The following is a 25,089-nucleotide window of genomic DNA, read 5'->3' on the forward strand; positions in this document are numbered from 1 at the left end:
ACTGTGGACTGGATCTGGCGAAGGGACGTAAGTCCTCGCGACCGGTGACCGATGACGGCGGTGGCCGGGGACCGGTCTTCCTAGATTGGTGGCGACCGGAAAGGAATTCCCGATGCGAGCACGCGACCTGATGACCACGCCGGTGATCACCGTGCACCCGTGGACGTCCGCCAAGGAGGCGGCCGAGCTGCTGTCCGCGCACGGCTTCACCGCACTGCCGGTGGTGGACGACGACGACCGGCTGGTCGGCATCGTCACCGAGGCCGACCTGATCCGCGGCCGCATCCCGGCCGACCCCCGCTACGTCCGCGAACCCGTCGAAGCCACCGCCGGCAAGACCGTCGGTGACCTGATGACCACCCCCGTCACCGCGATGAGCACCGGCACCGACGTCGCCGACCTGTGCCAGGCTCTGGTGGACGCCCGGATCCGGGCGATGCCGATCGTCGACGGCTCGGCCGTCGTCGGCATCGTCACCCGCGGCGACGTCGTGCGGGTGCTCGCCCGGGACGACGTCGAGATCGCCAGGGACGTCCAGCACCGCCTGGAGGTCTACGGCGGCAGCGGCCGCTGGCACGTCGACGTCCACGACGGGTTCGTGCACATCACCGACCAGTTCGACGACGACTCCGACCGGCACGTCGCCCAGGTGCTGGCGCTCGCCGTGCCCGGGGTCGTCGCCGCGGAAACCGCCTACGCGGGTGAGGAGCAGAAACGATGACCGCCACCGATCCGAGGATCACCGTGGGCGTCGACGGCTCGGCCGGGTCGGCGGCCGCCGTCACGTGGGCGGCGGCGCTTGCCTCCCGGCGCCACCTCCAGCTGAAGATCGTGCACGGCCTGCAGGTCGCCGGTCTTTACTACGGCGGCGGGATGACCGGCATCGGCGCGGCGACGCTGTTCGAGGCGGTTCAAGCGGACGGTGAACGAGCCGTCGCCGAGGCCCGTGCTCTGGCCGCGGTGGTCGACAAGGACCTGGCCATCGTCACGGAGCTGCCCAACGATCCGCCGGTGCCGATGCTGATCGAGGAGTCGCGACACGCCCGGATGCTCGTTGTCGGCCGGACGGGGACCGGCGGGTTCGCGGACATGCTGCTCGGGGGCACGGCGGCTTCGGTCGTCAGCCACGCCCACTGCCCGGTGGCGGTCATCCGCGGCCACCACGACGCGGCGGCCGGTCCGGTCGCGGTCGGCATCGACGGCAGCCCCACCAGCGAGCAGGCCATCGCCGTCGCGTTCGAGGAAGCGTCGCTGCGGGGCGTTCCGCTGGTCGCGGTGCACGCCTGGAACGACGTCACCTACGAGGACACCCGCGGCACCGCCCGCATCCTCACTCAGCCGGAAACCCTCGAAGAAGGGGAGAACCGGCTGCTGACCGAGCGGCTTGCGGGCTGGCAGGAGAAGTACCCCGACGTGGAGATCCGCCGGCAGCTGGTCCGGGACCGGCCGCGGCACGTGCTGCTCGAGGCGAGCGAAACCGCGCAGCTGGTGGTCGTGGGCTGCCGCGGACACGGTGGTTTCACCGGGATGCTGCTGGGTTCGACCAGCCAGGCGCTGGTCCAGCACGCCCAGTGCCCGGTGCTCGTGGTCCGCCCGGAGCCGGCGAAGTGACCGCGCTCGACGCCCGGCCCGCGGTGCTCGGCAGACCCGAGCTGGCCCAGGTGGATGCGCTCTGGCGGGCGGCGAACTACCTGTCGGCCGGCCAGATCTACCTGATGGCGAACCCGCTGCTGCGCGAGCAGCTGCGGCCGGAGCACGTCAAGCCCCGGCTGCTCGGGCATTGGGGGACTTCACCGGGCCTGAACTTCGTCTACGCGCACCTGAACCGGGCGATCCTTGCTCACGACCTGAACGCCATGCTGGTCACCGGCCCGGGCCACGGTGGCCCGGCGCTGCTGGCCAACACCTGGCTCGAAGGCAGCTACACCGAGGCGTGGCCCGAGGTGACGCGGGACGCCGCCGGGATGGCCGAGCTGTTCCGGCAGTTCTCCTTCCCCGGCGGTGTGCCGAGCCACGTGGCCCCGCAGGTGCCCGGGTCGATCCACGAAGGCGGCGAGCTCGGTTACTCGCTCGCGCACGCTTTCGGGGCCGCGTTCGACAACCCCGGCCTGCTCGTCGCCTGCGTGGTGGGAGACGGCGAAGCCGAGACCGGGCCGCTGGCGACGTCGTGGCACGCCAACAAGTTCCTTGACCCGGCCCGTGACGGCGCGGTGCTGCCGATCCTGCACCTCAACGGCTACAAGATCGCCAACCCGACCGTGCTCTCGCGGATCCCGCCGGCCGAGCTGGACGCCTTGCTGCGCGGCTACGGGTACTCGCCGATCTACGTCGAAGGTTCCGATCCGCAGTCGATGCACCAGGCGATGGCCGCGGCGCTCGATTCGGCGATCGCGACCCTGGCCGAGCGGCGCGGGGTGTGGCCGATGATCGTGCTGCGCAGCCCCAAGGGCTGGACCGGACCGTCCGTTGTGGACGGCAAGCCGGTGGAAGGGACCTGGCGTGCCCACCAGGTGCCGCTGGCCGAGGTCCGGACGAACCCGGACCACTTGAAGCAGCTGGAGGACTGGCTGCGGTCGTACCGCCCGGCCGAGCTGTTCGACGAGTCCGGCCGCCCGGTCGCCGACGTCACGGCGATGATCCCGGCGGGGGACCGCCGGATGGGCGCGAACCCGCACGCCAATGGCGGCATCCTCCTGCGTCCGCTCACCCTGCCGGACACTTCGGCCCATGCGGTCGCGGTTTCGGCCCCGGGAGTGACGGTGGCCGAGCCCACCCGGGTGCTGGGCCGGTTCCTGCGGGACGTCTTCGCGCTCAACGCCGACCGGGCGAACTTCCGCCTGTTCGGCCCGGACGAGACGGCGTCCAACCGGCTCGACGCGGTCTACGACGTGACGGCCAAGGAATGGCAGGCGGCGATCGAGCCGGTCGACGAGCACCTGGCGCGCGACGGCCGCGTGCTCGAAGTGCTGTCGGAGCACCTGTGCCAAGGCTGGCTGGAGGGGTACCTGCTGTCGGGCCGGCACGGGCTGTTCTCGTGCTACGAGGCATTCGTGCACATCGTCGACTCGATGGTCAACCAGCACATCAAGTGGCTGCGGGTGCACCGGCAGATCCCGTGGCGGCGGCCGGTGGCGTCGCTGAACTACCTGCTCACCTCGCACGTGTGGCGGCAGGACCACAACGGGTTCTCCCACCAGGACCCGGGGTTCGTCGACCACGTGGCGAACAAGAGCGCCGAGGTGGTGCGGGTGTACTTCCCGCCGGACACGAACACGCTGCTGGAGGTTGCGGCGCACTGCCTGCGTTCCCGTGACTACGTCAACGTGGTGGTGGCGGGGAAGAACGACACGCCGAACTGGCTCGACGCCGAGCAGGCCGCATTGCACTGCGCGCGGGGGGTGAGCATCTGGGAGTGGGCGAGCACGCACACCGACCGCGAGCCCGACGTCGTCCTCGCGTGCGCGGGCGACGCTCCCACCCTGGAAGTCATGGCCGCGGCGAAGATCCTCCGGCAGGAGCTGCCGTCGCTGGCCGTGCGGGTGGTGAACGTCGTGGACCTGATGCGCCTGCAGCCCGAGTCCGAGCACCCGCACGGCCTTTCGGACCGGGGGTACGACGCGCTGTTCACCCCGGACCGCCCGGTGATCTTCGCCTACCACGGCTACCCGTGGCTGATCCACCGCCTGGCCTACCGCCGCACCGGCCACCACGAACTCCACGTCCGCGGGTACACCGAGCACGGGACGACGACCACGCCGTTCGACATGCTGGTGCTCAACCACCTGGACCGCTTCCAGCTGGTGATCGACGTGCTCGACCGGATCCCCGGCCTGGCGGCGACCGCCGGCGTCCTGCGGCAGCGGATGACGGAGGCACAGGGCAGGCACCGCCGTTACATCCGCACCCACGGTGAGGATTTGCCGGAGGTGCGCAACTGGACCTGGGAGGGCTGAGCGCTGACCGCCGCGGCCGTCCTGGCCGCGGCGGTCAGTCAGGGGATTACCGGTAGTCCCCCATGCTTTGCACTGCGCGCCGGATGTCTTCGGCAGCATTCCTCAACATGTGCGCACTGTCCTCAAGGCCAACGAGCTTACCTGCGGCGTTGTTCAGGACCTCCGCGTTGTCACCGAGGTGGGAAAGGTTCGTCGCTGCGTGGTAGAGCAGCTCGGCGGCGTCGAGGTTGACCGGAGAGCTCGCGGTCCGAGCTGCGTTCAGCTCGGCGCGCAGTTCTTTGAGAAGAGCGGCCGCCTCGACGTCACTCTGCTCCAATCTGGCCAGAGTGCGCTTGATGTCGTCCTCGCGGGCTTCGATCGCCAGATTGATGATTTCGGCCAGGCGGTCTTCGGTGAGGTACCGGAGGCCGCGCAGCTGCTGGATGCCGTCGCGTTCACGACCTGTCTTCCACTGCCGCAGCAGGTCTACGGGCCACTTCTTCGCGGCACCTTTTTCGTCGATCACCTGGTGGTGCGGGTGACACAGGAAGATCAAGTTCTCGAAGGCGTTGCGCTCGTCATCGGTCATCCTCGGGTCGTAACGCTCGCCGGCGGCTATCAACGCGCAGATGTGCGCGATCTCCAGTGCGATCTTGTAGGTGCCTTCGACCTCACGGACAATCGGTTCAGGGCATCCTGGCCAGTAGCACGTGCCGGCGCTCAGAGAGATCAAGGCTGCTCGGTCGCCCCGGGTGTAGTCGCGGTTCCCGCTCAAGGCATCTCCTATGACAGACGAAGTCTCCTCACGCTAGCCATTGAAGGCCGGAAAGTACCTGACAAATTCAGGACGGATCGCTAAGGCACGCTTACAGACCTGCCGGCAGAGACGCTCACGGCCGGGAGCTCGGCGAATTCCGCCGGTCGATGGGTCACCACCAGCGCCGAGCGGCCTGCGGTCGCCTTCAGGATGTCGGCCGCCAGAGCCGAGGCCGTCGGGGCGTCCAGGTGGGCCGTCGGTTCGTCCAGCAGCAGGATCGGCCGCTCCGACGCCAACGCCCGAGCCACCCCGAGGCGCTGACGCTCGCCGCCGGAGACCGGGGTGCCGTGCGCTCCCAACGCCGTGTCGAAACCCTCCGGCAGCCGCGAGAACCACGATGACAGCTGCGCCCGGCCCAGCGCGGCCCGCAGCTCCGCGTCGGTGGCCGAAGGGCGGGCCAAGCGGAGGTTCTCGCGCAGCGTGCTGTCGAACAGGTGCGTCTCCGGGCCGCACCAGGCGATGCGTGCCCGGACCGAGTCGCCGTCGCAGGTCAGGGTGTTCGTGCCGGCCAGCAGGACCCGGCCCGCCGAGGGGTCCAGGTAGCGCATCAGGGCCGCGAGCACCGTGCTCTTGCCCGCGCCCGAGCGGCCCGTCAACGCCACCCGGTGGCCGATGTGCAGGTTGACGTCCTGGACCGCGTCCGCCGGGGCACCCGGCCAGCGGACCGACAGGTGCTCGGCCGCCAGGGTCGAGGCCACCGGCGCCGGAGCGGCGGCAGGCGAAGGCGCCGGGAGCGTGTCCAGTTCCGCCAGCCGGCGTGCCGAACCGGCCGCGCCGAGCAGCCGCTGGGCCGCCTCCGGCAGGCCGGCCACCAGCTCCGCCGTCGCCAGCGGGGTCAGCGCCAGCACCGCCAGTGCCGGGCCCGGGACCGCCGCCAGGATGCCCAGCACCAGGCACGTCACCGACGTCAGCCCGACGCCCAGCGTCGCGATCCCGCCGCCCAGGCCGCGCCACACCGCCGACCGGCGCTGCAGAGCCGTCAAGACGCCGTCGAGCTCGCGCAGCCGCGCGTGCCGCCGGGTCGCCGCGTCGTGGGTGATCAGGTCGGCCGATGCCTGCAGCAGCTCCACCGTCCCGGCCGTCAGGTCCGCTCGCAGACCCGCCGTCGAGCGCAGCGCCCGGCGAGCTGCCAGTGCCGCGACGACCGGCGCCAGCACGCCGGCGATGGCGAAGCCCGCAGCCGCCGGAAGCAGCGCGCCGGGCAGGATGACGCCGAGGGTGACCGCGGTCGCCGACAGCACCAGGAACGTCGACACGCCCGGGACCAGGCCGCGGACCAGGACGTCCTGCTGGCTGTCCACATCGGACACCAGCCGGTGCAGCAGGTCGCCGCGGCGCAGGCGCGCGGTGCCCGCCGGGCCGATCCTGACCAGCTGGGCCCACACCCGCACCCGCAGCTCCGCCAGCGCGCGCAGGGCCACGTCGTGGGAGAGCAGCCGCTCGGTGTAGCGGAAGAGGCCCTTGGCCAGGCCGAACGTCCGCACCGCGACGATCGCCACCAGCAGGCTCAGCACCGGTGGGTGCAGGGCCGCACTCGCGATCAGCCACGACGATGTCGCCGTGAGCGCGACCCCGCAGCCCAGCGCGGCCGTTGCGGCCAGGCAGGCCAGCGCCAGCCGCAGCCGGTGCGGCCGGATCGCCTCGCGCAACGGCCGCCACTTCGGCACGTCGACATGGGATGGCGAGCCGATCGGAGTCGCAGCCGGTCGCGAGATCGGCCGCGTCGGGGCGGTGTCCGGTACAGCGGGAAGGACGACCGGCTCGCCGAGGGAGATCACCCGGTCGCAGCGGGCCAGCACGGCCGGGTGGTGGCTGACGATGACGGCGGTCCGGCCGGCGAGCACCTTCGGCAGCCGCTCGAGGATGGCCGCCTCGGTCTCCGCGTCGACGCCCTCGGTCGGCTCGTCCAGCAGGATGAGCGGCCGGTCCAGGAGCACCGCGCGGGCCAGCGCGACCCGGCGGCGCTGCCCGGTCGACAGCCCGGCACCCAGTTCACCGGCCATTGTGGACAGCGGGACGTCGAGTGCCGCGGTGTCGGCGGCGGCGAGCACGGCGTCGTCGGACGCGTCGGGGGAGCCCAGGCGGATGTTCTCCGCCACCGTCCCGGCGATCAGGTGCGGCTGCTGCGGTACCCACGCCAGGTGCCGGTGCCAGGTGGCCCGCCCGATGTCGGCGAGGTCGGTGTCGCCGACGAGGATCCGGCCGCCGTCGGGCCGTCGCCAGCCCAGGAGCAGATCGAGCAGCGTCGACTTGCCCGCCCCGCTCGGCCCGGTCACCCCGACCACCTCACCGGGCGGCAGGCGCAGGCAGAAGCCGTCGAGGATCGGCCCCGACCGGCCCTCGGCCGTGACGTCTTCGCAGCGCAGCGCAACCCGGGTGAGGTCGGGGACCGTGCGGTTTCCGGCGTCGTCGGACGGCGTGCCGGCGAGCGCGATGATGTCTTCGGCCGCGGCGAGCCCTTCGGCGCTGTCGTGGAACCGGGCGCCGACCGCCCGCAGCGGCAGGTACACCTCCGGGGCGAGGATCAGCACGACGAGCGCCGTCTGCAGGTCGAGTTCGCCGGCCAGCAGCCGGAGCCCGATCGACACGGCGACGACCGCGACCGACAGCGTCGCCAGCAGCTCCAGCGCCAATGCCGACAGGAACGCGACCCGCAGCGTCCGCATGGTGTGCCGGCGGTACTGCCCGGTGATCTCCCGCAGCGACCGGATCTGCGCGCGGGCGCGGCCGAACGCGGTCAGCTCGGCGAGCCCGGCGACCAGGTCGAGGAAGTGGTTGCCCAGCACGGACAGGGTCCGCCACTGGCGCCGGACGTCGCGCTGGGTGTGGAGTCCGATGAGGATCATGAACACCGGGATGAGCGGCACCGTCAGGCCGACGATCACCGCGGCGGCCCAGTCGGCGGCCAGGAGCCGCACTCCGACGACCAGCGGCACGACCGCCGCGATCAGCAGCTGCGGCAGGTAGCGCGCGAAGTAGCCTTCCAGCCGGTCGACGCCGTGCGTCGCCAGGGCGGCGACCTCGGCGGGGGAGCGGCCGGCCCGCCGGGGCCCGATCCGCAGCGCGGCCGCGATCACCGTCTCGCGCAGCTGCGAGAAAGCCCGGGCGGCGGCGCGGTGCGCGGTCGTCTCGGCCACCCACGCGGTTCCGGCCCGGGCCACGACGACCGCGGTCAGCAGCCCGAGCGGCAGCAGCAGGCTCCGGAGCGGGAAGCCGTCGAGGAAGGCCCACGTGATCGTCTTCGCGAGCAGCTCCGCCTGGGCGAGCACCAGCATCGCGGTGAGCACACCCAGCCCGGCGCAGGCGAGGACGAACGGCCGGACCGCGCTCGCGTGGCGGAGCAGCCGCGGGTCGAGGGGCTTCACCGGCGGCCCGCGGGCAGGCCGCCGCCGGCGGGGATCGACGCGCGGCTGATCCGCTTGCGGAACACCCAGTACGTCCAGGCCTGGTAGGCCAGCACGATCGGGGTGAACACGACCGCGACCCAGGTCATGATCCGCAGCGTGTACGGCGTCGAGGACGCGTTCGTCGTGGTCAGGCCGAACGCCGGGTCGCTCGTCGAGGGCAGTACGTCCGGGTACAGCGACCAGAACAGCGTGAAGGTGACCGCGATGATCGCGGCCGCCGTGCTCGCGAAGGCGAACCCGTCCCGCTCGCCGGCGGCGAACAGCACCGCCGCGACGAGCAGCAGCGCGGCCAGCGCCGACGACAGCCAAGCCCAGCCGCCGTGCTCGATCGCGGTGTAGCCGAGGAAGACGCCGCCGAACACGATCGCCGTGCCGCCGAGCGCGCGGCTCAGCGACTGAGCCCGGCCGCGGATCTCACCGGTGGTCTTCAGGGTGAGGAAGACCGCGCCGTGGAAGGAGAACAGGCTGAGCGTCGCCAGCCCGCCGAGCAGCGCGTACGGGTTGAGCAGGGTGAAGAACGTGCCGGTGAAGTGGTGCTGCGCGTCGAGCGGGACGCCGTGGACGATGTTGCCGAAGGCGACACCCCACAGCAGGGAGGGTGCGGCGGAGCCGAAGACGATGATCCAGTCCCAGGTGTTGCGCCAGCGCGGGCTGTCGAGCTTGCCGCGGAACTCGAACGCGACCCCGCGCAGGATCAGCGCCACCAGCACGAGCAGCAGCGCGAGGTAGAAGCCGGAGAACAGGCTCGAGTACCAGAGCGGGAAGGCGGCGAAGGTCGCGCCGCCGGCGACGAGCAGCCAGACCTCGTTGCCGTCCCAGACCGGGCCGATCGTGTTGATCAGCACGCGGCGGTCGGTGTCGTCGCGGCCGAGGACGCGCAGCAGCGTGCCGACGCCGAAGTCGAAGCCTTCGAGGACGAAGTAGCCGGTCCAGAGGACCGCGATGAGCAGGAACCAGATGTCGGTGAGGGCCATGACGGGGTCTCCGGCGCTAGTAGGCGAAGGCCGCGGGCCGCGGCTCGTCGGTTTCGGGTGCGGGCGCCTCCGGCGGTGGGGGACCGGCCTTGGCGTAGCGGACCATCAGGACGCCGTCGACGACCGCGAGCACGCCGTAGAGCACGGTGAACACGATCAGCGAGGTCAGCACGGTCCCGGCGGAGACGGTCGGGGACACCGAGTTCGCGGTCTTGAGCACGCCGAACACCGACCACGGCTGGCGGCCCATTTCGGTGAAGATCCAGCCGACGCTGTTGGCCAGGAAGGGCAGGGCGAGCCCGGCGGTCGCGACGGGGAAGAACCAGCGGGCGCGCGGGGTGCGGCCGCGGCGGAACAGCCAGAGCCCCACCAGCGAGATCAGCAGGCACAGGAAGCCGAAGCCGATCATCAGCCGGAACGTCCAGTAGGCGACCGGGATGTCCGGCCGGTATTCGCCGGGGCCGTACTGCTGCTGTTCGCCCGCCTGGAGGTCGTTGATGCCCTCGACGCGGCCGTCGAAGTGGCCGGTGGCCATGAAGGACAGCACGCCGGGGACGCGGATGCTGAACCGCTCCTGCGAGCCGTCGAGCGAGCCGATGGTGAACAGGGAGAACGACGCGGGCGCGACGGTGTCGTAGAGCGCTTCGGCGGCGGCCATCTTCATCGGCTGCTGCTCGGTCATCAGCCGGGCCTGCAGATCACCGGTGACGATGACGCCCAGACTGGCGACCAGCACGGTGACCAGCGCGAGCTTCATCGACGGGCGGTACACGTCGGCGTTGCGGCCCTTCCGCAGCTGCCAGGCGCTGATCCCGACGACGAACATCCCGGCGGTCAGGAAGCACGCGGTGATGGTGTGGGCGAAGGCGCCGACGGCGGTCGAGTTGGTGAGCACGGCCCCGAAGTCCTTCAGTTCCGCGCGGCCGGTGGCGGGGTTGACCGCGTAGCCGACCGGGTGCTGCATCCAGGAGTTGGCGGCGAGGATGAAGTACGCCGAGAGGACCGTGCCGATCGAGGCGAGCCAGATGGTGGCCAGGTGCAGCTTCTTCGGCAGCTTGTCCCAGCCGAAGATCCACAGGCCGAGGAACGTCGACTCGAGGAAGAACGCGAGCAGGCCCTCGATGGCCAGCGGCGCGCCGAAGACGTCGCCGACGAACGTGCTGTGGTCCGACCAGTTCATCCCGAACTGGAACTCCTGCACGATGCCGGTCGCCACGCCCATGGCGAAGTTGATGAGGAACAGCTTGCCCCAGAACTTCGTCATCCGGCGATAGCGGTCGTTCCCGGTGCGCACCCAGGCGGTCTGCATCCCGGCGACCAGGAAGGACAGCCCGATGGTCAGCGGGACGAAGAGGAAGTGGTAGACGGTGGTGATCCCGAACTGCCATCGGGCGATGTCCAGGGCGCTCATCCGGTATCTCCTGCTCGGTCGCGGGTCACCCGGCGAGCATCCGGTGCCGACGGCGTCCGGCCTTAGGGTCCTTGGTCACTTTCCGGACGGTCCCGGGTCCCTGCCCCCGCGGGTCCGGCGGTCGTACGCTGAGCGTGTCCGACCCGTTCTTGGGAGGTTGTCCATGCTCCGCGTGTTCCTCGTCGACGACCACGAGGTCGTCCGCCGTGGTGTCGCCGACCTGCTGGACGAGGACGAGAACCTCACGGTGGTCGGCCAGGCGGGCAGCGTGTCGCAGGCGCTGGCCCGGATCCCGGCGCTGAACCCGGACGTGGCCGTGCTGGACGTGCGGCTACCGGACGGCAACGGCATCGAGCTGGCCCGCGAGCTGCGGTCCAAGCTGCCCGGGCTGAAGTGCCTGATGCTGACGTCCTACACCGACGAGCAGGCGATGCTCGACGCGGTGCTGGCCGGCGCGAGCGGGTTCGTGATCAAGGACATCAAGGGCATGGACCTGGTCTCGGCGGTCCAGGGCGTCGGCGCGGGCAAGTCCCTGCTCGACGCCCACGCGACGGCGGCGTTGATGGCGAAACTGCGGGACAGCCAGGCGAAGAAGGGCCCGCTGGCCGACCTGTCGGACCAGGAACGGAAGCTGCTGGAGCTGATCGGCGAGGGGCTGACCAACCGGCAGATTTCGGAGCGGATGTTCCTGGCCGAGAAGACGGTCAAGAACTACGTCTCCCGGCTGCTGACCAAGCTCGGCATGGAGCGGCGGACCCAGGCCGCGGTGCTGGCCACCGAGCTGCGCAACCAGAGCGGCTGAGCGCGGCCGCCCCGGTCGCGCTAGGCCCCCAGCGGCGACGGCTCCATCAGGACGTCCGCCAGTGAGCGCCGCGGTGTCCACGGCACCGGCGTGCCGCGGCCGAGGCGCAGCACGATCTGTGGCCACAAACCGCCGCCGAGGAGCCGGCGCAACTCCGCCCGGATCGGCGGGACCTCGACCGGCTGGGAGATGAACGACGCGTCGAGCCCGGCCGCGGTCGCCGTCAGCAGGACCCGCTGCATCGCCTGACCGGCTCTCAGACGGTCGGCCTTCGTGTCGTCGAAGGAGCCGATGACCACGACCAGGGGCTCGGAGTCGTCGGGGCGGCCGCGGTCGCGGGAGCCGAAGTCGCGCAGCACCCAGCCACCGTTGTTCGAGGGCATCGACCCGGCGGCGTTCTCGGGGACCCCGTCGCGGCTGTCCGGGGCGCGCCCGGTCCACTGCTGCCACTCTGCGAGGAACGCCGGGTCCGCGAGCTGGGCGTGGTGGCCTTTGTGGACCAGCTCGCGCAGGCCCTCCAGCTGCTGCCCACTCAGCCGCGGCAGCCACGCCTGCTCGACTTCGGCGGCGTGGCGCAGGCGAGCGACCACGGACGCCGGGATGGCGTCCGCCTCGAACGGCGTCCGGTTCGTGTGCCGCCGGGGGATCGCGTCCGCCAGCTGCACCAGGCGGCCGTCGGGACGGCGGGCCGCGAACGGGCGGACCACGGCCAGCAGCGCCGGGTCGTCGCGCCGGGGGAACAGCGTGGTGGCGGGATGGGCGCCGAGAGCCGCGATGGCCGTGCGCAGGTTGAACAGCGCCGCCCCGCACGAGAGCAGCAGTTCCCGCCGGTCGGCGTCGGCCACGGGCAGCGCGCGGTCCGGATCGGCGTGCAGCTCCAGGCCGGCGTGAGTGCAGCGGAACCGCCAGGGCTGCGTGTTGTGCGTCGACGGCGCCAGCACCGCAGCCCCGATGGCCGACTTCACCTGATCGGGGTCGAGCAAGCCGATCGAGGTGATGGGTAGTGTCATGGTTTCCCCTCGGTGCCGGGGACCGGCACGCTGTCGATCCGGAAGCTTCCGTCGACAGTCTCTCGCCCCGCGGCGCCGCGGAAAGGGGACAAAGTCACCGATGACGCGGAGGACTTGGTGGGTGAAGCCGGGCAGGAGCCACGGCGGATGGCGGGCACGCTGTCCGGCCTGCGGCTGCGCGAACTGCTGCGCGACCTGCAGGACCGGATCGAGCTGCTGATCGGCACCCGGGACAAGATGGACGGCCTGCTCGACGCCGTCCTGGCCGTCGCGTCCGGGCTCGAGCTGGACACGACGCTGACCCGGATCGTGCAGGCGGCGATCGAGCTGGGCGAGGCGAAGTACGGTGCGCTCGGCGTGCTGGCCGGAGACGGCAGCCTGGCCGAGTTCCTCTACATCGGGATCGACGACGAGACGCGCCGGCTGATCGGTGACCTGCCCGAGGGCCACGGCGTGCTGGGCGTGGTCATCGAGGAGGCGAAGCCGCTGCGGCTGGAGGAGATCTCCGCCCATCCGGCCTCCGTCGGCTTCCCCGCCCACCACCCGCCGATGCACTCGTTCCTCGGCGTGCCGGTGCGCGTCCGCGACGAGGTGTTCGGCCGGCTGTACCTGACGGAGAAGAAGAACGGGGAGCCGTTCACCGACGACGACGAGGTCGTGGTGCAGGCGCTGGCCGCGGCGGCCGGGATCGCGATCGAGAACGCCCACCTCTACGAGCAGGCGCGGGTGCGCCAGCAGTGGCTGGCCGCGACCAGCGAGGTGACGACGGAACTGCTCGGCGGCACCGACCCGGCGGAGGCGCTTACCCTGATCGCCAGCCGGGCGCTGGAGCTGACCGGCTCCGACGTCACGATGCTCGCGCTGCCGAACTCCGGGCGCCTCGACGTCGACGAGGACTGGGGTGACGACGTCGACGACCTGACGGTCACCGTGTGCGCGGGAACGCGGGCGGCCGAGCTGTCGGGGACGCGCATCGACGTCGAGGAGAGCGTGCCCGGCTCGGTGTACCGGGACCGGACGCCTCGCAGCGTGCCGGAGCTCGCGCTGCGCGAGCACCGCTTCGGGGCGGCGATGGTGGTGCCGCTGCGAGCGGGCGACCGGACCACCGGCGTGCTCATCGCGGCCCGGGAGGCCGGATCCGCCGGGTTCGAGTCGGCGCAGCTGCCGGTGGTGGCGTCGTTCGCCGACCAGGCGGCGCTGGCCCTGCAGCTGGCGGCGCAGCAGCGGGCGGCGCGGGAGCTGGACGTGCTCGGCGACCGCGACCGGATCGCCCGCGACCTGCACGACCACGTCATCCAGCGGCTGTTCGCGGTGGGCTTGTCGATGCAGAGCACCCAGCGGCGGACGAAGTCCCCGGAGCTGCAGAAGCGGCTGGGCGACAGCATCGAGCAGATGCACGAGATCGTCCAGGAGATCCGCACGGCGATCTTCGACCTCCACGGCGGCGCGGCGGGCGCGACGGGCCTGCGGCTGCGTCATCGCCTGCACGACGCGATCGCCGAGCTGACCGACGACGCCCCGCTGCAGCCGACGGTCAGCATGTCCGGCCCGATCGACACGGTCCCGGCGCAGCTGGCCGAGCAGGTCGAGGCGGTGGTGCGCGAGGCGGTCAGCAACGCGGTCCGGCACGCGGAGGCATCGACGGTGTCGGTGTCGATCGCGGTGAAGGAGGAGACGATCCGCGTGGTCGTGGCCGACGACGGCAAGGGGCTGGCGGAGGGGATTTCGCCGAGCGGGCTCGGGAACCTGCGGGACCGGGCGGAGGCGTCGGGCGGGACGTTCTCGCTGGGCAATGGGCCGGAGGGCGGGGTCAGGATCGAGTGGTCGGCCCCGGTGGCCTGAGCGGTCAGTAGCTCCGCACGCGGCCGGCTTCCAGCAGTTCTTCGGTCAGCTCGGACATCTCCCGGTGCAGCTTCGGTGACGAAAGTCCTCCCGCTTCAGGCAATCCGGCCGCGTCGCCTGGCCACCGGACCGAGGTCTCCTTGCCTTGCGACCCCGAAGACCCTTTCCTGCGCCACTTGCGAGGCTGAAGGAGCGGACCCGTGCGTGTGCTGACGCTGAACCCCGGCTCGTCGAGCATGAAGGTCTCGCTGGTCGACAGCGGCACCGCGGTCGCCGAGGACCTGACCGGCCCGGCCGTCGTGGGCCGCGCGGTCCGCCGGTGGTCCGAGGTGGACGCGGTCGCCGTCCGGTTCGTCCACGGCGGCTCCCAGAAGGCGCCCGCGCGCGTGGACGACACCCTGCTCGCCACCCTCGAACGGCTCACCTCCCTGGCGCCCAACCACCAGCCGCTGTCGCTGGAGGTCACGCGGGAAGTCCGTCGCCTGCTGCCGGACGTCCCGGTGGTGGCCTGCTTCGACACGGCGTTCCACGCGCGGATGCCCGAAGCTTCCGCCCGGTACCCCCTCCCGCGGGCGTGGACGGCGCAGAACCGCTTGCGCCGCTACGGTTTCCACGGTTTGTCGTGTCAGTACGCCCTGCGCCGCACCGGCGAACTGCTGGGCCGGGCACCCGAAGAACTGCAGCTGGTGTGCGCCCACGTCGGCGCCGGGGTGTCGGTGACCGCGATCCGTGACGGCCACGGCGTCGACACGAGCATGGGCTTCACCCCGCTCGAAGGCGCCATGATGGCCACCCGGTCCGGCTCGGTCGACCCGGGCCTGCTGCTGCACGTGCTGCAGACGGCGCCGATGAGCCCGGCCGACATGGCCGACGCGCTGTTCCACCGCTCCGGGCTGGCCGGGATGACCGGCACCGACGGCGACCTGCGGCGCGTGCTGGCCGCGGCCGCCCGCGGCGACCACGACGCTTCGGTGGCCCTGGACGTCTACCGGCACCGGCTGGGCCGCGAGATCGGCGCGGCCGCCACGAGCTTGTCCCGGCTCGACGCGGTCGTGTTCACCGGTGGCGTCGCCGAGCACCAGCCGTCGGTGATCACGTCGGTCGTCGACGGGCTGGCGGTGCTCGGCCTGCGCGCCGGGGACGACCCGCACACCGACGCCGACCGGATCGTGACGGCGGCGGATTCGGCGGTGCCCGCCTTGATCGTGCGGCCCCGGGAAGACCTGGAGCTGGCCCGCGGCGCCGAAGAGGCGCTCGCCCGAGTGTCCGTGAGGTGACTCCCGTGCACGTCCTGCTGACCGAAGCGTCCTTCGGTGCCCCCGGCTGCCTGGTCAGCCGCCTCGACGTCCGGGCCGCAACCAGGCACCTCCCGGTGCGCCCGGGCAGATGACCGCGTTCCGCTGGGACACCTCGTCCCGGGCCGTGCTCGGCGACGCTCTGGTGCGGCTGGGCCCGAACCGGTGCGTCGCCGAGGTGCGACCGGACGAAGTCGTCCTGACCGAGCCGCTCTCCCGGCGCGACCGGGCGGGCACCACCGCCCTGCTCGAATGCGGCGCGGCGCTGTCGACCATCTGGACCGTCGTCCGGGTGCTGGGCCGCGATCCGATCTTCGTGTTCCCGCACGACGCGGACCGGCCGGCTGTCGCGGCCGTCGTGCGGACCGGCGGGCCGCGGCCGCCGTCCAGCGGCGAGTGGGCCCGGTACGTGGCGCTGCGCAAGCTGGGGGAGCCGGAGCTGCGGCCGGTCAGCCTCGCGGTGTTGAGCGCGCTGGCCGACGACGGTTTCTGGCCGGAGACCGAGGTACGCATCGTGCGGCCCGCCTGGGTACCGGCTCTCGAGCAGCTCGGCGCCGACGTCACCGGCCAGTCGGCCCTGCTCGTCACCACCCCGGACGACAGCCGACGGCACCACGTTCTCGCCGGCGCCGCGCTGCACGGCACCCGGCTCGCCGCGGCCGTCCGCGGGTTCTCGTCCCGGACCGTGCGGCTGCCCCACCTGACGGCCCTCGAACGGACCCGGCAGAGCGAAGTCCTGCCCGGCATCCCCCAGGGACTGCTGCTGATCGGCCTCACCAGGAGGAAGGCACGATGACCACGCACCTGAAGCCCGAGCCGGCCGAGGCGCCGCCGATCGACGCCAGCGAGCCGGTCTCCCGGCTGCTGCGTGACCTGCGGACCACGCCGAGCGGCCTGACGGCCCGGGAAGCCGCGCGCCGTCTGCAGGTGAGCGGCCCGAACGCGCTCCCGTCGCACGGCGGCCACCGCTGGCCACTGGCCCTGCTGCGGCAGCTGATCCACCCCCTCGCGCTGCTGCTGTGGGTTGCGGGCGGGCTGGCGTGGGTCGCCGGGACGACGAACCTGGCGATCGCGATCGCCGCCGTCATCCTGCTCAACGGCCTGCTGGCGTTCGTCCAGGAACAGCAGGCGGAGAAGGCGGTCGAGGCGCTGGGCAAGTACCTGCCCGACCGCGCGCCGGTGCTGCGCGACGGCCAGGTCTGGCACGTCCCCGCGACCGAGCTGGTCCCCGGCGACGTCCTGGTCCTGGAGGAGGGCAACCGGATCCCGGCCGACGCCCGGCTGATCGACGGCACGGTGGACGTCGACGCGTCGATGCTGACCGGGGAGTCGGTGCCGGTGACCCGGACGGCCGACGCCCGCGACGACGCCGCACGTCCGCTCGACTCGCCGGTGCTCGTCTTCAGCGGCACGGTCTGCGTCGCGGGGGCGGCGCACGCGGTCGTCCACGCGACCGGCCGGCACACCGAGATCGGCCGGATCGCGTCGCTCTCCTCGCGGGTCGGACGGGAGGAAAGCCCGCTCGAACGCCAGGTGCGGCGGGTGGCGTGGCTGATCGCGCTGGTCGCGGTCGTCGTCGGGGTCGGGTTCCTGCCGCTGGGCTGGCTGGCCGGGCTGTCCTGGCCGGCGGCGTTCGTGTTCGCGATCGGCCTGCTGGTCGCCAACGTTCCGGAGGGCCTGCTGCCGACCATCACCCTGGCCCTGGCCGCGGGGGTCCGGTCGATGGCGAAGGCGGGGGCGCTGGTGAAGCGGCTGTCCGCGGTCGAGACGCTGGGGTCGACGACGGTGATCTGCACCGACAAGACCGGGACGTTGACGCGGAACGAGATGAGCGTCGAGGAGGTGCACTCCTTCGGGGACGCGCTCGTCGAGGCCCTGGTGCGGTGCAGCACCGCGGATGTCACCGGATCGAGCGGTGACCCCACTGAACTGGCGCTGCTGCGGTACGCGGGCTCGACCGGTGCCGACCTGTCCGCGCGCAAGGCGCTGTACCCGTTCGACCCGCGCCTCAAGCGCATGTCCACTGTAGACCTCGTCGGGGATGCCCTGTGGGTTTCGACGAAGGGAGCGCCGGAGCAGGTGCTGCCGCGCTGCACGATGCCGGTCGGAGAGCGGACCCGCCTTCTGGCGCTGGTCGACGAGATGGCGGGCCGCGCCCTGCGAGTGCTGGCGGTGGCCGGCCGCCGGGTGCCCGCGTTGCCGGGCAGTCGCGAAGAGACCGAGACCGACTTGGACCTGCTCGGCCTGGTGGGGTTGGTGGACCCACCGCGACCGGAGGTGGCCGCGGCGGTGGCGGACTGCCATTCGGCGGGCATCCGGGTGCACGTGGTGACCGGCGACAACGGCCGCACGGCGGCGGAGATCGCCCGCCGCGTGGGGATCGGCGCGGACCGCGTGATCAGCGGCGAGGAGCTGGCCGAGCTCCCGGAGCCGGCCCTCGACGAAGCGCTGACCGCCAACGGCGAGATCGTGTTCTCCCGCGCGGCACCGGAGGACAAGCTGCGCATCGCCGACGCGTTGCGCGACTGCGGCGAGGTCGTGGCGATGACCGGGGACGGCGTCAACGACGCCCCGGCGTTGCGCCGTGCGGACATCGGCGTGGCGATGGGCATCGGCGGTACGGACGTGGCCAAGGAAGCGGCGACGGTGGTGCTGACCGACGACAACTTCGCGACGATCGTGGCCGGCGTCCGGGAAGGGCGGCGGGTGTTCGACAACGTCCGGAAGTTCGTCCTGTACATCTTCGCGCACGCGGTGCCGGAGGTGCTGCCGTTCCTGCTGTTCGCGGTGTCGGGCGGGATGATCCCGTTGCCGTTGACGGTGTTGCAGATCCTGGCGATCGACCTGGGCACGGAGACGCTGCCCGCGTTGGCGCTGGGCCGCGAACCCGCGGAGCCGGGCTTGATGTCCCGCCGCCCGCGCCGCCGTTCCGAAGGCGTGGTCACCGGCCGGATGCTGCTGCGGGCCTGGGGGATCATGGGCCTGGTGTCGGGGGTCCTGGTGCTGGGAGCGTTTTTCGCGGTGCTGTACGCGGCGGGCTGGCACCCGGGCGCCGACGTCACCTCGGGGGCGTTGCACGCTGCATACCTGCAGGCCACGACGGCGAGCTTCGCGGCGATCGTGTTCTGCCAGGTGGGCACGGCGTTCGCGGCGCGGACCGAGCGCGTGTCGCTGCGTTCGGCGGGCTTGACGACGAACCGCCTGCTGCTGGGCGGAATCGCGTTCGAGCTGGTCTTCGCGGCGGCGTTGATCTACCTGCCGCCCCTGCAGGCGCTGTTCGGGACCGCGGCGCTGCCGGGTTGGGTGGTGGCGATGCTGCTCCCGATGCCGGTGATCGTGTGGGGGTTGGACGAAGTGTTCCGCTGGGCCACTCGCCACTCGGCCTGAGCAGGACCTGATCGGCAAGGCAGTCACCTTCGAGTGTGCGGCCGCGGCTCGAGGCGCTCAGACCGACGTGAGGCGATTCGCTGCCTCCGGGGTGATGACCACGACCGGGCACCGCGAGTACCGCACGCACTCGCGGCCCACGCTGCCCAGCACCAGGTCCGCCACAGCCCCGCCCCGATGAGCGCCGAGCACCAGCAGGTCCGCGTCCGCCGACGCCGTCACCAGCTCCGTCGCCGGGTCGCCGTGGACCGTCCGGGTCTCCACCGCGGCCGTCGGCTCGACCCCCAGGTCGCGCACGTGTTCGTCGAGCGAGTAGCCCGCCTCCGGTACCCGGCCGTGCGGCTGGATGGCGAACGACGTGCCGGGCAGCAGTGCGTCTCGCGGCCGGACGAGGATCGCGCGGACCGTGTCACCCGCGTGGGCGCCGATCTCGAGGGCCCACCGCAGCGCCGCGTCGCCGCGGGGTGAGGCGTCCATGCCGACGATGATGACGCGACCAGTGCTCATGACTTCCCTCTTTCCTCCGTGACTGCGCCATCGTGCGTCCGGCGGACCACGCCTCGGTAGGGGACGAATTCCGCCGGGGGCGAGGACTTTGTGCTCCGGTGCCGGTCCCGCCGGCCCCGCGACCATGACTCCGGCGGAGCACCCGGCTCCGCGCCGAGGAGTGACCGCGATGACCGTCCTGACCACGGAGCAGCTCGGCGTGCTCGCGCGCGCCGTCAGCCGGGCGCCTTCGGTGCACAACAGCCAGCCGTGGCAGCTGCTCGTCCGCGGATCCGAGGTCGACCTGCTCGAACGCCGGGAAGTCGAGCTGCGCCGGCACGACCCGTCCGGCCGGGACCGGGTGCTCTCCTGCGGGGCTGCCCTGACCAACCTCGAACTGGCTGTTCGCGCACTCGGCCGGGACTGCCACGTCGGCCTGCGGGACGACGGCGACGTCGTGGCCACGGTGACGATCGGCCGCCCGCGCGCGACCTCCGCCCGCGCCTACCTGCTGTACCAGGCGATCGGGCGCCGCCGCAGCCACCGGCACCGGTTCTTCCACAGCCGGGTGCCGGCGACCGTGCAGCACGCGCTGGTCGTCGCCGGGGAAACCACCGGCGTGCACGTCGTCCGGCCCGCGCGGCTGGACAAGCTGGCCGAGCTCCTCGGCTTCGCCACGCGGGTCCTTCGTGACGACCGCGGCTACCAGCGTGAGCTCGCGGTGTGGACCGCACACACCCGCGGCTGGGACGCGCACGGTGACGGCATCGCCGAGGGCGCGCTCGGTTCCGAAGCCTTTCCGGCCGCGGGTCTCGTCCGCACCACCACGCCGGTTCCGGACGACGCCGTGCTCGCCGATCGGCTCGCCGCGGAAAACCTGCTGATCTTCTGCACGGACGGTGACAGCCGCCCGGACCGATTGGCCGCCGGCATGGCGCTGCAGCGCGTCTGGCTCACCGCGGCGTCGAAGGCACTGGTCGGGTCGGTGCTCACCCAGCCTCTGCACCTGACCGGCTTCCGCGCGCGGCTGGTGTCCGAACTGGCCCTGCCCGGTGTTCCGCAGGCGATCTTCCGCTTCGGCTACCCGGCCGTCCCGGCCGCTCCCTCACCCCGGCTCCCGCTCGGCGAGCTGTTCCGGCCTCCAGGAGGACCGCGATGACGTACGCACGCGACCTGGCCGAGATCCGGCTCGCCGACGACGAGACCGTCGGGGGCGAGGGTGCCAACCTCGGCGAGCTGATCTCCGCCGGGTTCCCTCGTGCCGGGTGGCTTCGTCATCTCCCGTGACGGTTGTCGGGCCGCGCTGGAGAAGGCCGACGGGCTCTCATCGTCGGAGCCGGGCAAGTTTTCCCGGAGGGTACGGGTCCGGTCGAGCATCCCGCCAACCGGCCGAAACCCGGAAGGTCTTTGGTCCTCCCCGGTCGTGACGCGCGGCCGTCGCGGCGCCCGGCGGGTGCCGGTGATGCTGTAAGCAGCTGTTTTCCCAGACACCGGAGCCCGACGATGAGCCGACCACTGCCCAGCGTGTTCGACCAGGCCCTCGCCTCGGCCGTGCGCGCGCCGTCGCCGCACAACACCCAGCCATGGCGGTTCGTCGTCGAGCACGAGGTCGTCGAAGTGTGGCTGGACCGGGAGCGCGTCCTCGGGGTCGCCGATCCGCACGGGCGCGAGGCGCGGCTCGCCTGCGGTGCGGCCGCCCTCAACCTGCAGATCAGCCTGCGGGCCAACGGGCTCGCCGCGGTCGTGCGGCTGCTGCCCGATCCGGCCGAGCCGGACCTCGTCGCGGTGATCCGGCTGGACGGCAACGAGAAGGCGACAGCGGTCGAACGCCGGCTCGCCGAGGCCGTGTTCCGCCGGCACACGAACCGGCGGCCGTTGCTCGATAAGGCGGTGCCGCCGGTGGTGCGGGCCGCGCTGAAGTCGGCGGCGCTGCAGGAGGGCGGCCAGATCGAGTACCTCGACGCCTCCGGCCGGTACACCCCGGTCGCCTCCTTGGTGCGGCAGGCCGAAGCGCTGCAGGCGGACGACGACGAGTTCCGCGCCGAAGCCGCGTTCTGGACCCACCGGGAGCCCGAGAGTCCCGACGGCGTGCCGAAGGTCGCCTCCGGCCCGCCGCCGCACGGACCCGGGGTCGTGTCGCTGCGCGCGTCGCACGAAAACCAGGATCTGCCGGCGCGCGAGTACGAACAGGAACCGCTGCTCGGCGCGGTGCTGACCCGCGACCGGGGCCCGCACGCGGAAGTGCGGGCCGGGATGGCGATGCAGCGGGTCCTGCTCACCGCGACCGCCGAAGGACTGGCCACTTCGTTCCTGTCGCAGCCGTTCGAAACCCCGCGCACCCGGGAGGCGCTCGACCGCCTCTTCTCCGGCGCCGGGCAACCACACACGCTGCTGCGCATCGGCTACGGCTACCCGACGCGGCTGACCGGGCGCCGTCCGGTGCACGAGGTGCTGACCCACCGGACCACGGCCGGGTGATCATCCCGACGACGTGCCCGCCGGCCTGCAAGCGGGGGAGCGCACCCCGGTGACCGCGACCCTGCTCGCCGACGGTCCCGAACCGACGGTGAGCCCGCGCTCCGGCATCGCCGACCACGACCGCAAGACCCGTTCTTGAGACGAGGAGCAGGTGAAACCCACATGACCACGGCAAATCAGGGCGACATCGTCGTCGGCGTGGACCACTCGGCGATCAGCGCGGCCGCACTGCGCTGGGCGGTGTCCGAAGCGGCGGTGAGCGGCCGGCAGGTCGTCGCGCTGCGTGCGTGGACGTTCGAGCCGGTCTACGACCTCGGCGCGGCGGTCGCCGGGACACCGCAGGCCGTCGCCGACCGCGAACGGCACCAGCTCGACGAGGTCGTCGGCGAGGTGCGCGCCGAGCACCCGGGCGTCGCCATCCGGGCCGAGCTGGTCGAACACTCGCCGGCGGTGGCACTGGAGGAGGCGTCGAAGACCGCGTCGATGCTCGTGCTCGGCAGCCACGGCCACAGCCGGCTGCTGAAACTGCTCGTCGGCTCGGTCGCCGAGCACTGCCTGCACGAAGCGGGCTGCCCCGTCGTGGTGATCCCGGCGCGGACGGTCCCGGAGAAGGACGCGACGCCGGAGCCGGAGTCCGCAGTCGGGTACTACCCCGGGCCGTTGCTGTGACCCACGAAGAAGCGGTCACCGTCCAAACCGGACGGTGACCGCTCTTCGTCGCCGGGCTTGACCCCGGCGACGGCGGATCCGCCTTCGGTGATCGTGCCGACCGCTTCGTGGCTCAAGATCCGGCCGCGCTCGACCTCGGGCACGTCGCCTTTCGGGCAGGGGAAAGGGCGCCCGCCCGCCGGCGGGCGCCCTGGGCCGAGTGTTCAGCGCAGCCACGTGCGGTCGCCGACGAGGCCGGCCCACCGGCGGCCGAGTCCCCAGGTGTCGCCGGCCGCCGCGGCGGCCAGCGCGATCAGGACGAGCGCGTAGATGACGTGGTAGTCGACGATCGGGTTGGTGGAGTGCGTGGCCTCGCCGGTGCTCGTGGTCCGGGCGAGGGGCCACTCCGCGGCCCACATCATGAGCATCATCAGCGCACCGGCGGCGGCGCTGAGCCGCAATCCGATACCGGCCATGACGGCGAGGCCGATGCCGGCCAGGCCGAGCATGAACAGCCAGTCGGCCCACCACGTGCCGGCCCAGGAGTGGAACATCGACTCGAACGGTCCGGCGTGGACCCCGCTCAGGAAGCCCTTGGTCGGCGAGCCGCCGTTGATCCACGCGCCCTTCGCCGGGGTGGCGTAACCCCAGCCGAACAGCTTGTCGAGGAACGCCCACAGGAAGACGAACCCGGTGGCGACGCGCAGAACCGCCAGGGACTTCCCGGCGGCGGCCGGCCCGGCGACGAAATCGGTAGCCGGTGCCGGTTCGGTGACCCGGTGAGCCGTCTTCTTTTCGTCCGGCTGGATGGACATGGCAAACCTCCGCTCTTTCGTTGCTGGGCCCAGTTTCTTCGGGTTCCCCCGCGGTTTCCGGGGCCGAAGGTCCCCGGCTGGGAGGTCCTTGGGTGCCGGCTGCCGGGGCTCAGGTCGCCCGGAAGTGTTCGAGCGGCTGCAGCACGTCATCGAGGGCGCGTCGCGGCGTTGCCGGCAGCGGCTCGGCGTTGGCGGGGGCCCAGCCGGTCCGCAGCACCATCTGGGGGAACGACCCGCCGGTGACGCGCTCGGTCACGGTGTCGCGGACGTCCGGCAGTTCCAGCGGCTCGGTCAGCGGGCACGACGACAGGCCGAACGCGTTCGCCGTCAGCAGCACCGCACTCGTCGCCTCGCCCGCCCGCAGCCGCGACATCCGGTCGTCGGAGGCGGTGCTCAGCACGAGCAGGACCGTCTCGCCGTCCTCGGCCGTGGCGCCGGCCGGCTGGGCCAGGAGCGGGTCGGCGAAGGGGCGGGTCCGGAGCGCGCCCGGGGTGTCGTCCGGTGCCGGGGTGTTGCGGGCCGGGACGCCGTCGGGTGAGAAGTGGCGGCCGCTCCAGGCCGCCAGTTCGGTGCGGTACGCCGGGTCGCCGGCGTGCCGGTCCGCGGCCTCCTCGATCGCCGTCGCCAGGTAGTAGCGCGCGGAGTTCTCGGCGGCCCGCAGTACGGTGCCTTCCGCCGCGGCCGCCCGGGACATCGCTTCGACGTGGCCGCGCGGGACGGCCCAGGAGCTGTGCCGGCGCCGGTCGGTCCGCCGCCGGGGGATGGCGGCGGCCATCGCGATCTCGTCCTGGGACGGGTCGTGCGGGTGCAGCGTGACAGCCGCCAGGTGGTCGGGTTCGCCGGGGTTGGGCAGCCGGTGCACCTCCGCGGCCCAGCCGAGCGCGGCGAAGCCGACCCGGGCGTGGTGCAGCGCGGCGCCGCAGCTGAGGATCAGGTCGCGGCCGTCCGGGTCGGTCTCGGGCAACCGCCGGCCCGGGTCGGCGTAGAGGTGCAGCGAGCTGTCGCCGAGCCGCCAGGACCACGGCTGGGAGTTGTGCACCGAGGGCGCGCGGACCGCCATGGCAACCGCGGTCTTGACGGTGAAGTCGTCCGGGAATGCTCGGTCCATCATCGGCTTTCCTCGTTGTCAGGGATGGCTTCCGGCTCGACCTTCGCACCGCGGCGCCCGCCGCCGGGAGGGCCGGAGTGCCTTCGCCCCGGGGACTTTCGGTGCAAGTGACGAAAGGCCCTGCCGAGGGGGCCCAACGACGCCATCCGCCGGCGCCCGCACGAACGTACCGTCGTGCTCCGGACAGACCGGTCCGATGTGGCCGGTGCACGACCCCCGGCGTTGGAGAGTGATTTCCCTGCTCACCGGAATCGACCGTGACCACGGCCTGCGCAGCGGCCTGACCGGCTACCTGGCCGCGGTGAGCGCCGCGGTCGGCGTGGGGGAGGAGTCCTGCACGCTGGACCTCGACGCCCCCACCTCGGCGTACATCGCCCTCGACGAGCGGCTGTCCCGCCACCCCGGCCGGGACATGGCCCTGCTGTGGGACGAACGGCACGGCTGGGCGTTCGCCATGGAAACCCATTCCGGCGAGGACCTGCTGGTGCTGGCCTACCTCGGCGGCGAGCTCGTGCCCAGCCCGGCCCGGGTCCGCGGCTTCGTCACGGCGATCCGATCCGCCGGGGGCGCGTCCGCTCTGCCCGTGCCGCCGGATCTGCGCGGCGACCGCGGCGACCTGCTGGGCCGCCTGCGCCGGCACCGGCGGCTTTCCCCCTACCTGTGCGGAATCGGGTGAT

Annotated in this window: 22 protein-coding genes; 13 read left to right on the forward strand and 9 right to left on the reverse strand. The window is 72.4% G+C overall.

The features are described 5' to 3' along the window. The first annotated feature begins 112 nt into the window (after window positions 1-112). The 3 genes from OO60_RS31770 to OO60_RS31780 are packed head-to-tail and all read left to right on the forward strand — an operon-like array spanning window position 113 to window position 3,953. A complete protein-coding gene (locus tag OO60_RS31770; RefSeq protein ID WP_003061231.1) occupies window positions 113-721 on the forward strand; it encodes a CBS domain-containing protein in 609 nt (202 codons plus the stop codon). Next, on the forward strand, window positions 718-1,611 hold the full coding sequence (locus OO60_RS31775; RefSeq protein WP_003061234.1) for a universal stress protein: 894 nt from the start codon (window positions 718-720) through the stop codon (window positions 1,609-1,611). The genes OO60_RS31770 and OO60_RS31775 overlap by 4 nt, the downstream gene beginning before the upstream one ends. After that, window positions 1,608-3,953 carry a phosphoketolase family protein gene (locus OO60_RS31780; RefSeq protein WP_003061237.1) on the forward strand — a complete coding sequence of 782 codons (2,346 nt, stop codon included), beginning with the start codon at window positions 1,608-1,610 and terminating at the stop codon, window positions 3,951-3,953. The genes OO60_RS31775 and OO60_RS31780 overlap by 4 nt, the downstream gene beginning before the upstream one ends. 46 nt (window positions 3,954-3,999) lie before the next feature. Here the strand turns inward: OO60_RS31780 and OO60_RS45115 are convergent, their stop codons facing one another. The 4 genes from OO60_RS45115 to OO60_RS31800 form a co-directional block, all read right to left on the reverse strand. Then, window positions 4,000-4,707 carry a F0F1 ATP synthase subunit B family protein gene (locus OO60_RS45115; protein WP_051767822.1) on the reverse strand — a complete coding sequence of 236 codons (708 nt, stop codon included), beginning with the start codon at window positions 4,705-4,707 and terminating at the stop codon, window positions 4,000-4,002. Between the two features lie 80 nt (window positions 4,708-4,787). Further along, a complete protein-coding gene (gene cydD, locus OO60_RS31790) occupies window positions 4,788-8,114 on the reverse strand; it encodes a thiol reductant ABC exporter subunit CydD (protein WP_033262711.1) in 3,327 nt (1,108 codons plus the stop codon). After that, a complete protein-coding gene (gene cydB / locus OO60_RS31795; RefSeq protein ID WP_003056313.1) occupies window positions 8,111-9,130 on the reverse strand; it encodes a cytochrome d ubiquinol oxidase subunit II in 1,020 nt (339 codons plus the stop codon). Before cydB ends, cydD begins: the two co-directional genes overlap by 4 nt. 16 nt (window positions 9,131-9,146) lie before the next feature. After that, window positions 9,147-10,541, reverse strand: a complete 1,395-nt coding sequence (locus OO60_RS31800; protein ID WP_003056310.1) for a cytochrome ubiquinol oxidase subunit I — start codon at window positions 10,539-10,541, stop codon at window positions 9,147-9,149. A gap of 163 nt (window positions 10,542-10,704) precedes the next feature. Between OO60_RS31800 and OO60_RS31805 the strand changes: the two genes are divergently transcribed. Further along, window positions 10,705-11,343, forward strand: coding sequence for a response regulator (locus tag OO60_RS31805; protein ID WP_003056306.1), 639 nt, complete (start codon window positions 10,705-10,707; stop codon window positions 11,341-11,343). Between the two features lie 20 nt (window positions 11,344-11,363). Here the strand turns inward: OO60_RS31805 and OO60_RS31810 are convergent, their stop codons facing one another. Further along, window positions 11,364-12,353 carry an Acg family FMN-binding oxidoreductase gene (locus tag OO60_RS31810; RefSeq protein ID WP_003056302.1) on the reverse strand — a complete coding sequence of 330 codons (990 nt, stop codon included), beginning with the start codon at window positions 12,351-12,353 and terminating at the stop codon, window positions 11,364-11,366. A 147-nt stretch (window positions 12,354-12,500) separates the two neighbouring features. Here OO60_RS31810 and OO60_RS31815 point away from each other — a divergent pair, with 147 nt between their 5' ends. From OO60_RS31815 to OO60_RS31830, 4 genes are all read left to right on the forward strand, one after another. Then, window positions 12,501-14,195 (forward strand): sensor histidine kinase, encoded by a 1,695-nt coding sequence (locus OO60_RS31815; RefSeq protein ID WP_051767823.1) that lies wholly within the window; start codon window positions 12,501-12,503, stop codon window positions 14,193-14,195. Between the two features lie 200 nt (window positions 14,196-14,395). After that, the gene (locus OO60_RS31820) at window positions 14,396-15,472 is read left to right on the forward strand and encodes an acetate/propionate family kinase (RefSeq protein WP_003056300.1); all 1,077 of its coding nucleotides are present in this window, start codon (window positions 14,396-14,398) and stop codon (window positions 15,470-15,472) included. A 109-nt stretch (window positions 15,473-15,581) separates the two neighbouring features. Further along, window positions 15,582-16,286 (forward strand): hypothetical protein, encoded by a 705-nt coding sequence (locus OO60_RS31825; protein ID WP_003056297.1) that lies wholly within the window; start codon window positions 15,582-15,584, stop codon window positions 16,284-16,286. Beyond that, a complete protein-coding gene (locus OO60_RS31830; protein WP_003056294.1) occupies window positions 16,283-18,877 on the forward strand; it encodes a cation-translocating P-type ATPase in 2,595 nt (864 codons plus the stop codon). Before OO60_RS31825 ends, OO60_RS31830 begins: the two co-directional genes overlap by 4 nt. 57 nt (window positions 18,878-18,934) lie before the next feature. Here OO60_RS31830 and OO60_RS31835 read toward each other — a convergent pair whose 3' ends face one another. After that, a complete protein-coding gene (locus OO60_RS31835) occupies window positions 18,935-19,384 on the reverse strand; it encodes a universal stress protein (RefSeq protein ID WP_003056291.1) in 450 nt (149 codons plus the stop codon). Window positions 19,385-19,553: 169 nt separating this feature from the next. Between OO60_RS31835 and OO60_RS31840 the strand changes: the two genes are divergently transcribed. The 4 genes from OO60_RS31840 to OO60_RS31850 all read left to right on the forward strand — a co-directional run bounded on the left by OO60_RS31840 (window position 19,554) and on the right by OO60_RS31850 (window position 22,510). Beyond that, on the forward strand, window positions 19,554-20,522 hold the full coding sequence (locus tag OO60_RS31840; protein ID WP_003056288.1) for an Acg family FMN-binding oxidoreductase: 969 nt from the start codon (window positions 19,554-19,556) through the stop codon (window positions 20,520-20,522). After that, the gene (locus tag OO60_RS48255; protein ID WP_003056287.1) at window positions 20,519-20,650 is read left to right on the forward strand and encodes a hypothetical protein; all 132 of its coding nucleotides are present in this window, start codon (window positions 20,519-20,521) and stop codon (window positions 20,648-20,650) included. Before OO60_RS31840 ends, OO60_RS48255 begins: the two co-directional genes overlap by 4 nt. Window positions 20,651-20,866: 216 nt before the next feature. Next, entirely contained in the window at window positions 20,867-21,841 is a 975-nt protein-coding gene (locus OO60_RS31845; protein ID WP_033262713.1) for an Acg family FMN-binding oxidoreductase, read from the forward strand. Between the two features lie 162 nt (window positions 21,842-22,003). Further along, a complete protein-coding gene (locus OO60_RS31850; RefSeq protein ID WP_003056281.1) occupies window positions 22,004-22,510 on the forward strand; it encodes a universal stress protein in 507 nt (168 codons plus the stop codon). On the opposite strand, the gene OO60_RS48470 is transcribed toward OO60_RS31850, so the two are convergent. The 3 genes from OO60_RS48470 to OO60_RS31860 form a co-directional block, all read right to left on the reverse strand. Next, a complete protein-coding gene (locus OO60_RS48470) occupies window positions 22,489-22,653 on the reverse strand; it encodes a hypothetical protein (RefSeq protein ID WP_003056278.1) in 165 nt (54 codons plus the stop codon). The two genes, OO60_RS31850 and OO60_RS48470, sit on opposite strands and share 22 nt — an antisense overlap. A 60-nt stretch (window positions 22,654-22,713) precedes the next feature. Beyond that, on the reverse strand, window positions 22,714-23,304 hold the full coding sequence (locus OO60_RS31855) for a DoxX family membrane protein (protein WP_003056275.1): 591 nt from the start codon (window positions 23,302-23,304) through the stop codon (window positions 22,714-22,716). A 109-nt stretch (window positions 23,305-23,413) separates the two neighbouring features. Beyond that, a complete protein-coding gene (locus tag OO60_RS31860; RefSeq protein ID WP_033262738.1) occupies window positions 23,414-24,412 on the reverse strand; it encodes an Acg family FMN-binding oxidoreductase in 999 nt (332 codons plus the stop codon). A gap of 229 nt (window positions 24,413-24,641) precedes the next feature. Here OO60_RS31860 and OO60_RS31865 point away from each other — a divergent pair, with 229 nt between their 5' ends. Next, window positions 24,642-25,088 (forward strand): DUF6292 family protein, encoded by a 447-nt coding sequence (locus tag OO60_RS31865; protein WP_003056268.1) that lies wholly within the window; start codon window positions 24,642-24,644, stop codon window positions 25,086-25,088. Window position 25,089 lies beyond the last annotated feature (1 nt).

It is taken from the genome of Amycolatopsis vancoresmycina (genome assembly GCF_000716785.1).
GTDB classification, from domain to species: Bacteria; Actinomycetota; Actinomycetes; order Mycobacteriales; family Pseudonocardiaceae; genus Amycolatopsis; species Amycolatopsis vancoresmycina.